4 protein-coding genes and 2 pseudogenes are annotated in these 11,016 nt (G+C 34.5%); 3 read left to right on the top strand and 3 right to left on the bottom strand.

The genetic code is table 11. The features are described from left to right. Positions 1–838: 838 nt before the first annotated feature. Both LM917_RS24080 and LM917_RS24075 read right to left on the bottom strand, forming a co-directional pair. Positions 839–3,394 carry a DEAD/DEAH box helicase gene (locus LM917_RS24080; protein ID WP_232700236.1) on the bottom strand — a complete coding sequence of 852 codons (2,556 nt, stop codon included), beginning with the start codon at positions 3,392–3,394 and terminating at the stop codon, positions 839–841. Further along, positions 3,391–5,277: a site-specific DNA-methyltransferase gene (locus LM917_RS24075; protein ID WP_232700235.1), complete on the bottom strand. Its 1,887-nt coding sequence runs from the start codon at positions 5,275–5,277 to the stop codon at positions 3,391–3,393. The genes LM917_RS24080 and LM917_RS24075 overlap by 4 nt, the downstream gene beginning before the upstream one ends. Positions 5,278–5,517: 240 nt before the next feature. Between LM917_RS24075 and LM917_RS24070 the strand changes: the two are divergent. The 3 genes and pseudogenes from LM917_RS24070 to LM917_RS24060 all read left to right on the top strand — a co-directional run bounded on the left by LM917_RS24070 (position 5,518) and on the right by LM917_RS24060 (position 8,797). After that, positions 5,518–6,886 (top strand): annotated as a pseudogene (locus LM917_RS24070) (transposase). Between the two features lie 432 nt (positions 6,887–7,318). Beyond that, positions 7,319–7,918 (top strand): annotated as a pseudogene (locus LM917_RS24875) (recombinase family protein). A gap of 216 nt (positions 7,919–8,134) precedes the next feature. After that, positions 8,135–8,797, top strand: a complete 663-nt coding sequence (locus LM917_RS24060) for a hypothetical protein (protein WP_232700234.1) — start codon at positions 8,135–8,137, stop codon at positions 8,795–8,797. Here the strand turns inward: LM917_RS24060 and LM917_RS24055 are convergent. Beyond that, positions 8,769–10,808 (bottom strand): serine/threonine protein kinase, encoded by a 2,040-nt coding sequence (locus LM917_RS24055; RefSeq protein WP_232700233.1) that lies wholly within the window; start codon positions 10,806–10,808, stop codon positions 8,769–8,771. The two genes, LM917_RS24060 and LM917_RS24055, sit on opposite strands and share 29 nt — an antisense overlap. Positions 10,809–11,016 lie beyond the last annotated feature (208 nt).

Below are 11,016 nucleotides of genomic sequence, written 5' to 3'. Positions count from 1 at the left end.
ACTTAACCAAGATGTGTCCATGAAACTATACTAACTCCAGTACCTATGTGAGAGAATGAATATGAAAAGAGATTAAGTTAATATATAATTATAGAACTGTTTGCTAAATGAAAAAACGCCTTTAAACGGGCGGCATAATTCGAAGGTACAGGTGAATACTTATTTAAAGACTCAATAAAGTACCGGTATATTCTATCAAGCGCTATTTGTTGTTTTCGTCATCAACAGAAATTCCACCTAGTTTTCAAAAAAACTCAAGAAACTATAAGTATTAGAAGATAATAATTGTTTATATTTATCTTGGTAATTTTTAGATTTTTCTTGCCATTATCTGAAATATCGATTGTTGGATATTGTATGCTAAAAAACGGGCCAACTTTTTCGTCTTTGATCATATTGATTGTTGGAATTATCCCTTTTACATACACAGGTTTCAAAAAACTTGGCGACCACTCCCTGATTAAAAATCGAGAAGTGATCGCCGCAAAAACAGAGTTTTTTTACTACTTGACAAGTTAATGATCAAAGTGCAGAGATTATTTTTAATATGGAAAAAACTATACTTAGCTTTTCGGAAGATATCCTTACATTTGAATTTTACCCAACTACTATAAAAAGAATCTTTAAGAGGGGAGGGCTTATTAAAGCATCCCATCCAGTGCATATTAAAATAATTAATCTAGTTGTTGAAACATAAGTATCATACACTTTGTACAATATATTAGTACGAGTAATTGTTAGTTTTACTAGAATATTATTCAAATGTAAAATAATGGATTTAACAGAGAGCTGAATAAACTTCCCTCACTTCATATTATTGAAAGTAAAACCACGAGTTCTAATATTCTTTCATATGAGTAAGTCGAAATACCCTGTCTAATATATTTTTATCTTTATCTTCATCATATTCAACAATCATCCATCTTTCGTTGTCTTCCCAAAACAACATCATGACTTTTTTATAGTCGGGATGATCGGTTTGGGATTTAATCTGAGAGTTTTTCTTTTCATCATTAATTATTCTTTTTACCTCAACAAGAAGTATACCCTCGCCTTTAGTTCTACCATTTACACCAATGATAAAATCTGGGTGGAAGTCAGGGTGTCCAGGAATAGGAATTCGAACTGAATAACTCTTTTTTACTGGATTTCGATGCCACCATTTAATTGTTCCATCAAGATCGTTATCTAGTTGCTCGGCAAGTGCTCTTTCCCAACTATTAAGATCATCTGGGAACACCCCATAAATATTAAATCTTGAAGGTTCAAGTTTGTTGTCACAAATAAGTTCTGCAGGAAGTTCGTCTGTATCAATGGTTTCAATATGTTCTCTCAAAGCCTCATGTGTTGCTTGTTTTAGAACATTAGGTTTTAGCACTAGTATTTTATGAAGACTTTGTCTGATAGTTTCTGGCTTAAGCATATGTATCCAACCGAGCTGTTCAAATTCTTTCTTCAATCTTTTTTCCAGTTCATGGTGTAAGGATCGAACCTCGATCATACCATCTTTGTCCGATTCAAATAGGGTTATCTGGGCTAGCCTATCTATTTCTTTTTGAGCTAGTATAGCGTTTATTTCTTTAGGGCGATCTTTTGTAGAGGCGAAGATTTCAATACTCTCCATTAAAATTTTTGTAGCGTTTTGTTGAGAGGCTACAAGAACTCTTTCGTCGAACCTAAATCTTTCAACAATGCTTGTAATAATGCTTCCTGAATTGAGAGAGAAAACTGCTGTTTTAAACTTCCTAGGGAAATCTAGGTCCTTTCGTAACCCGTAATAATAGTGTTTATGAGTAAGAGAAACTTTATTGTTATTTGGGCCTTCATTTTTGGAATTGTCCTCATTTTCCAGCCTGAAATGTTGCTTATCCTCTTTTACATGAAAGGAGGTTGTACCACCGAAAAATATTGAAAGCTGACCTTGAGGACTAACAATAGTGATTGGAAAATCCTTCGATCCATGGGAATAATCATCGTTTTCCGTAGGTATTAGATTATTTGGTGTACTAATCTCTGTACGTGTAGCCCTATCTAAATCAGTATCAGATATATTTAACGTAACTTGTCCATCTACAACAAAATTAACTCCATTATCAAGAACTACAACATCCACAGAAGGAGATAATGGAGATAATTCATCCTTTATTTGGTTGATTCTATCAGCGGCAGAGATTAGTCCAGTTTGAGACTCTTTATTTGATAGGAAAACATAACCAAAATGTAATTCTTCCGGTAAGTTGGATAATACCTGAAGTCGACGGTCAACACGCATTATTCTCCCGACAATTTGTATTCCAAAATCAGCATCCCTATTGTTTCTCATGGAGACTAGAGTAAATGCACGTGGAACGTCAAATCCAGTAGCAACCGACATTTTGAAAATTAGAACCTCAACTGTTTCATCATGAGCAATTGCTGCTAAATGTGGATCAGGTTCATCTGCGGTATGAGTACGTATGTTGTCCTCATTGAAGCCAAGTTCTTTAAGCCATCTTTTGGTAGTTGTAATGCTTTCATCGTTTGAGTCTACTTGAACTAACAGTAGTGGTTTAATACCAGATTCAATCGATTCTAGTATGGCTTTTATCTCGTTGTGCGTTTCAACTCCACATCTTAGAGCAGTACTTCGAAAATCAATTAAATTTTCTATGTTCTGTTGTGCTTTGAAAACACCAACTTTTATCCCTTTTTTTATTAGTCCTGCTTTGATACCTTGATCTCTCGAAATTGATACGTGGTGAATATTTTTGATTTGGTTTACTTCTTTAAAGGATTCAATGTCTTTATCCTTTGGCGTTGCTGTTGCTAGGATTGTAATATCTGGCTTAATAACGTTTTGATAAAAATTTAAGGCTTGTGTATTTTCTTTAAAAGAGTGATGTGCTTCATCTATCATAACGCCAATAAAATAGTTCTGACTTCTCGCGTACTCAATTAATCCATCAATCGCAGGCATTTTTTCTGAATTTGTTCTAACCTTCCTAGTTTCTGAGTTTGAAACAGCAACATTGGCCCATGTAGTTACGAAGATATCACCAGATTTCAGGTCTTCAATGGTTCGATCAGAAGATATATCCTTATCTCTTAAAAATCTAAATTGAGTTCTGATAACTTGAGCTGCTTGTTCTGTTAGGCCGGTATATGGAGCGAACCATAGCCATATAACTTTAAAATTGCGGCTGATTTGCTCTATCGTTTTACCTGCCATAAATGTCTTTCCAGTACCTGTAGGTGCTTCGAAAAGTAGGTATCCTTTATGAGAAACAACTACGTTTTTTTGGGAAATGAAATCGTCATTTCTTTTAAGTCTACTAAGTTCTTGTAAGGCGTCAGACAATAATGTAGTAGCGTGATTAATAGCCTCTCTTTGAAAATCTTTTGGTATAAGAATCATTTTGTAATACCCCCACCAAATTGTTCAATAAGAAATTCAGGAATTCTCTCTATTAATGCATTTTTAAAACTAACTTGTTGCTGAAGTAAACCAGGCTGCCAAGAATAAATAACTAAGTAGTACTCGTTTTGAAGTAATTTGAGTTCATTAATTACATTTTGATTAAGATTGGGTACATAAATAACCTCAGTTTGGTTTATTATCACTCTCTGAACTTCCTTATCTGTTCTGTAAGGGGTTATCCCTACTTGATGGAAAAGTTGCAATCCATACCAAACTTGTTCGTGAGATATATTAAGATGAATCGACTCAACTGGGATTCTTTTAGTTTTCATGTAAGCGAATGTGCCAAATAAGCCCTCTACTTCGTGAGTTCCTCTAGCATCTCGCCAGCTGTAACCCTCGATTGCTGCTTTTAATCGTTTGAAAGTTACATCCTTACAAACATTTTTGTTTGGATTCTTAGTTGTAGCTTCTGTACTAGAAACTAAAATAAATCTTCTGTTACCGCCATCTTCAGAATTTAAATCTAGTACTGCATGCCCGGTTGTACCACTTCCCGCAAAGAAATCTAAAATAATCTCATCAGAATGGGAATCGGTTGCTTGATTTATCAGGGTTTTTATTAAACTCAATGGTTTAGGATAGGGAAAATCTTTATTTCCTATCATCCTTGAAAGTAAAGTTGTACCTTCGCTTGTATAACCAACTTGAAAGTGATCAACTTGCTCTAAATCAATACACTCTAAATCAATTTTTTTAATTGAAGAGGGGAGTATCCAAGTGGATAATGGTTTATCGCTTTTTTTGATCTCAGTAATAAATCTTTTTAGTCTTGGTTTACCTGTACCTATGTTTTTTCCGACCCAGAACTCTAAATTAGGAATGTTATTAATTATTTTCTGTTCGTAGGTATCTAATCTTTCATAAACACGTAGATTGTGTGGGGCTGTTCCAAGTTTGATGGCATCTAATAATTCATCTAGAGTATTGTATGATACTATACTTTCATTCTCTGGCCAGGAAATTCTGTTCTCTTCTATTAAGTCCTCCATAAATTTCGTGCGAATTTTTTTATGTGGTGATTTTACTTTTGAAGCGAATCTCCATACACTATCAGGGTCACAAGGGTACCATATATCTGTATTTGGATTTAATATTGGGTAAAATGATTCTGGTCTAAGTTTAATATCCTTCCCCTGGTTAAGAGGGCCATCAACCCAAGGCCCTCTAGCATCCCCATCGTCATTTGCTTTAGACCAGTCTTTTTGAGTACCTGCGAATGAGAAGCCAGGGTTTGCATAACAAAGTACGTACTCATGATCTGAACTTAAGAACCAGTTTTTTTCATCATTGGCACCACTTCTTCGACGCCAAACAAAAGTGCCCACCTTCATGCCGACAAATACTTGATCCATTAACAAAGATAAGTGTGCAAATTCTTCTTCTCCAATGGATACAAATATAACTCCATCCGAGGATAATAGATCTTTAGCGAGTGTTAATCTACGATACATGTACTCAAGCCACTTTGAGTGTCGCCAAGCATCGTCTTTATCAACGAAACTATCATTGTAAATAAAATCTTTATTCCCTGTATTATATGGGGGATCAATATAAATGCATTTTATTCTATTTTTGTAAGCGATATGGAGATAGCGAAGAGCATCAAAATTATCACCTTCTATTAATAAATTTTCAAAGTTTTCTTCTCCTAGTGAGAGGTGTTCAATAAAATCTACTGCGATGAAATCATTGTTCAAAGATTTTTCGTGTTCAAGTTCATCTCTTTCCCATACAAGACCAAGCTTACGAGTTGCATCTCGTTTGTTTAGAATAGAAATCAATTCTTCTTTCGTAAGGTGATCATACTTATTAATCAATTTATATACACACTCCAAAATAGAATTCAAATAAAAACACTATTCGACAAGAATATCTAAAAACCTCGTCTTTTTCTAGCAATAAATATTTTAGTAAAATTTAAATAATATTAAATGAATCAATTTCATATTTCTGAGCCCAACGGACTCAAGGGTTTCAAGGCATAGAAAAAGGAGTACCTCCCCAAATCTCTAATAAGTTAAGTGCGACCAAAACTTAAGAGAACGGTGGTGACTCCCATGTCTATTATAAAACAAGGAAGCCTATTTGATATACAAGATTTATTTGATTTAGAACCTCCCAAACGATTTGATGCAATTTTCTCTACGCTTGACATTGAACCTATACTTTACTCCATTTCCAAAAAGTCAATCTATGGAGCGCCAACAGGTTTAAATTATGGTGCTATGTTGTATTCACTGGTCGCTCGAATCGTGGAACGGATTCCAACTGTGAAAGACTTGCGGAAACGACTGAAGCACGACTTTATCTTTCGAATGGAGTGTGGCTTTCTTTTTTTCCGATACACTTCCTTCCGAAGCATCCTATTCTCGGTTAGTTCAAAAACTTTCTGAAACAACCATTCTGGAGAAGATTCAAAAAAAGGTAGTTCTTCAAGCGAACAACGAGAAATTTATTAACGATGACGTAGTGGCGATAGATGCGACTCATTTTGAATCTCGAGATCGAGGGCACGCACAAGAAAAACAGCCAAAGCAAGAGCCTAAAAAGCGTGGACGTAAATCAAAAGCTGAAAAAGAAATGTATGACATGCAAAAGAAAGAACAAGAAGCTCAGAAGTCTTTATATGAAAAGACAATTGCCGACCAGCTAGATGCCACATTAGAGGACCTTCGGTCCCAAGTTCCGGTCAAACCAGATTGGGGTATTAAGAAAAACAGCGAGGGAAAGAATGTATTTTGGTTTGGATATAAAGCTCATCTTGTAGTTGGCACAAAAAGTCAGTATATCCTGGGTTCCCTCATGTCTTCAGGCAGTTTGAACGACGGAAAGGCCGCAATTCCTTTGTTGAAAGGCATTCAATCGCTTCTTCCTAAGCCTTTACGCTATGGAATTATGGATGCTGGATATGATTATGTCCCAATCTATCAACAAATCATGCGTATGAATGCTAACGCAATTATTGCTTATAACAAGCGAAATGAAGGAGAAATGATTGGGTTTGATTCAAATTTTGCACCAACTTGTGTCAGAGAATTTTCGTATCGTTACGATAGTTATGATACGAAGTACAAAACATTAAAATATGTACGCCCAATAGAATGTAAAGGTTGTCCATTAGCTCACGATTCTCTCTGCCAAAAGGTCTATAAAATGAAGATTGAAACGGATTGCAGAAAATACACAGCTCCTGCCAGAGGAACACAAACATTGAATAAACTTTTTGATCAGCGGACTTCTGTAGAACGAGTGAATGCTTACTTAAAAGAGTTCTTTCAATTAAATAATGTCCGTTATCGTACAGGGAAGAGAGCCAAAGTCCATTTTGATTTAGTTACTCTTGTTTATAATGCATCCAAATTAGCAGTTGATCGAATTCGTAAAGAATTAGATGATAAAAAGAAAACACAGAAAGTAGTAGCTTAGTTTTTAAAAATTGGTTAAGGTCCCGACGGGACCACCCTAATCATTTTTCAAAAAAGCCATTATGAAATTGATTCACTTAAGAATAGAATTATGAACAAATAAAAATGAAAAATCACATAGTAGATAAGAAAAAGGGCGTTCGTATCGTTAAAGTTTTCGTATGAGTTTGGGTATAGAAGTGTACATATCTTACCTGTAATGACTGAAACTAAATATCCTGTAAAGTATCCGCCCCATTTGTAGCCTCTATTTTTGTGACTTTGACAACTTGATAGTCTTGTGAACTATTGCTCCTATATAAATTTTGAACAATTGGTTTAAAGCAATTCTTCTCTTATAAGGTATATGCAAGTAGTGACACGAGAATTGGAGTATAAAGAACTTTTTTTATTAAAAAGAGGGATGCATTTATGACAGCTAACATTTGGTTATATTAGAGTTTCTGCAAAAGACCAAAACCCTGAAAGGCAGTTACATGAAATGATGCAGCTTAGTGTAAATAAACGCGACATTTTCATTGATAAGGAAAGCGGAAAAAATTTCGACCGACCTCAGTATCATGCATTAAAGCAATGCTTACGCAAAGGAGATTTATTGTACAATAGACCGTTTTGGACGTAACAGTAAGGAAATCAAAAAGGAATGGGAACACATCACTCAAGAAGTTAAAGCGGATATAAAGGTGCTTGATATGCCCTTATTGGGTACTTCACAGTATAAGGACACATTAGGGACGTTCGTAAGTGAATTGGTGTTACAGGTGCTTTCTTTCGTGGCTGAACGTGAACGTGAGAACATCAAGCAAAGATAAATGGAAGGAATATCAGTTGCTAATGCAAAGGGAAAGCATCTAGACAGACCTCAGATGAACACACTTTGACTAATGAACAGAAACTAATACTGGAATCAAATTATCCAAAATGGCAAAGCAAACAGATAACAGCTGTAAAGTTCATTAAAATACTGGGGCTTAAAAAGAACACTTTTTATAAGATTGTGCAGGAATATCAGGAACATACATCAAAAGCATAGAAGTAATGCATTTGATTGTATGTAAAGAAAAATATGGTTAAAAGATGGGTGGATTACGAAACCAACTCAGTATAATTATTCTTTTTAACCAGGTATTAATTTGGCTGAATTTTAACAGTTAGAAAGTGTTTAGAATATGTTTTAGATGTATTTATTGTTAAGGTATAATGGATTTTAGATTGTTTGTTTTTATATTGAGGAAAAGGTGAATGTGACGTGTTCCAGACAGAGGAGGAATTAGTCGAAAGACTAGTTCATTATTATCAAAAGTATTTTATTGTTAAAGAACTTGGTGTTGGTTATGGTATATCTGATTTAGTAATAGTTCGAAATAGAGCAGACCTACTTCGTTTTCTTGAAGATAGAAAAGGAGTTCATTTGAAGCATATTGACGAGATCAAAGTATTTGAATATATTAGGAAACGAAATGGAGTAGATTTAGACGAACTAGTCTCTAAGCACTTCATATCAAGATCAAAAATGAAATACTCCATTATAAAGAACCTTGAAGACGTTGGGGCAATAAAAAGAGGCGATTCTAAATATTATAGAACCCCCTCATTTAAATTGTTCTCACCAATGGTTACTGCAATAGAAGCAAAGCTTGAAGATTGGAATAAGGGTTTAGCACAAGCAATAAGGTATCAACGTTTTGCTAATAAGACCTACTTGGCTATGGATGAAAAATATGTTCATAGGGCTGACAAAAGTGAATTTAGTAGATATAACGTTGGATTGCTATCAGTTGGGGCGGAAATAAAAGAACTTGTAAAACCTTCTATTCAAAAGCCAACTGACTCGTTTATGCGCTATAAAGTTTCAGAAGAAATCATTTTTAAAAATGAGGAAGCTAAAATTGAGAAACATAATTTAACTTAGTTTTAGAAACTTCTAAAATTACATCTCTCCACGTTTCTATATGTGAATGCCCGAAGTTTTTGATTCTTTTCTCGCGATTAATATCTTTGATTAATTGAATAGCTGAAGAAGTATTTTCGGTGAATTTTTTTAATCTTTCCTGTGGCTGTAAAGCTGAAAATTTCTCCATTTGTTGATGTTTTGTATATAGGTGGTGATTTATTGCATTGTTGAACTGACTTAGATGTTCAGGATTGACAGAACCATTACAGTACATACAGTTACAAATGCATTTCTTTCCAGCACTAGTGGAAAGAATATCCTGAAGGATATTCTTGTTAAATAATCCCATTAGATCCTCGATATAATATCTTCTTACAGCCCCACCAGTTGATTCCGCCTTATTAAGTAATCCTTCACGGAAATTATCGCTTTGACCTAAGCCTGTAGCTATGCTATTGGCTCCAAGGGCTAATAAGCCCAGTGAGAAATCATTAATTCGAGTTAAAATGATTTCTTTTTTTGTTTCAGCAAGCAGTTTTACGAGATAAGCATAGGAATAGTAATGATTGCTATTTGTTGAATCGAAGCTACCTGCAATTTGTAGGTAGAATCCGTCTGGATTGGCAGAAGTAATAAGATTAACCAAATCCTTTATTTTGTTAGTTTCCTCATACTGCTCAATATCAAGTGAAATACCATAGTATAAAGGCAATTTAATGTTCTTGTCTAATAAGTACGATTTGCTTTCTTTATAAGTGTTATAATCTACGTTTATCCAGTCACTATCGTCCTTATCTAAGAAGTGAAAAGGAGACAATAGTAGGGTTGCTCCAAACTTCAGTTGATAATCTAGAACACCTTTAACTCGTTGCTGAATAGATGTTGCGGTTAAGAAATCATTGGGTGTTTCTTTTTTTAATGGGTTAATTAAGTATGGAAGTTTCTTATAAGTTGGTTTTTGTGTAAAAGCTGAGTAACCTAATGTTTGTGTAGAAGGGTCGATTATCAGTTTTAAATTCTGTTCACTTGCTAGTAGTTGAAAGTTTTTAGGTGATTGTATTAGTTGGGGAGCATTAAAAATAGCTCCTTTTATTTTGTTCTGATTATGGTACTCGACTACCGACTTTGTATCATTATGAATCGTCATAGGGAGAAATTCTAAGTTGGTATTAAAATAAACTGAGGTAATTTTTGAAGATGTTCTGTTAACTATGCGTCTATGTCTGTCCAGTCGAAGTATTATTTCCTCAAATGATATGGAACGTTCGTATGGTTCTTTTTTTAGTAAGACTTCGACCATTTCAGAAATATCGATTGGAACATTAGGGCTTAATTTAGCTAGCGGTTCAGGAATCTCCATAAGAATTTTCCTAATTGCTTCTAACTGATTTCTCATTTTTAAGGGTCTTTCACCAGTAATTGCTTCATAGAGGATTACAGCGGCTGAGTAATAGTCTGCTCTGTAATCAATCTCCTTTGCGGAATTAAGTTGTTCAGGAGGCATATATGCATAAGTACCCATCATTTGCCCCGTTACTGTTAAAGTACTTGCATCAATCAACTTTGATATGCCAAAGTCTAGTATTTTTATGTCATTACTCTTACTGGTTATCATTATATTTGCAGGCTTTAAGTCACGATGTATAACATTTTCCTTATGTAGGGCGTTGATACCTTGGAATATGTTTTTTACTAACAAGCAAGAATCCTGTATAGTAAGTGTATTTTTAGATAAATATTGCTCCAATGTTTCGCCATCGGCATATTCCATTACGATATATCGGTACTTTTGAAGTCCATCGCTAATATAACCATCGTCTATGTACTTCACCACAAATGGGTTTTCAATTTCTTTAAGGATTCTAATTTCCCGTTCAATCCGTCTAGAATCTATAGCTTCTTTATTCATGATGTTTTCTCGAATTAATTTTAGCGCAAAATGAACTCCGTCTTTTTCAACTTGATAAGTAGTTCCAAAACTACCCCCACCTAAATTTCGGACAACTTTATACCCGTTTATATCTTGCATTAGAGAATCCCTCCTTCGAAAAAATGGCTATATTTTCTCATAGGTATATTGAATCATAATTTTGGTTGTAGTTAAAGTGTTGCTTATTCACAGTTTAATATACAATACAAGAGAGTTACTTCATTACATGGTAATTTTCATAATAGAACTTGGGGAAAATTATTGAAATTGGATCTGAGTCAATATCTTGGACACAAAAAAGTTAAGT

Source organism: Brevibacillus daliensis (genome assembly GCF_021245735.1).
Lineage (GTDB): Bacteria > Bacillota > Bacilli > Brevibacillales > Brevibacillaceae > Brevibacillus_B > Brevibacillus_B daliensis.
The sequence above is the reverse complement of the archived record's forward strand: the minus strand, read 5'-3'. Positions and strand labels throughout refer to the sequence as shown.

Coding starts and splice junctions, on each gene's coding strand:
- LM917_RS24080 (WP_232700236.1), bottom strand. CDS start 3,394: ATGATTCTTATACCAAAAGATTTTCAAAGAGAGGCTATTAATCACGCT.
- LM917_RS24055 (WP_232700233.1), bottom strand. CDS start 10,808: ATGCAAGATATAAACGGGTATAAAGTTGTCCGAAATTTAGGTGGGGGT.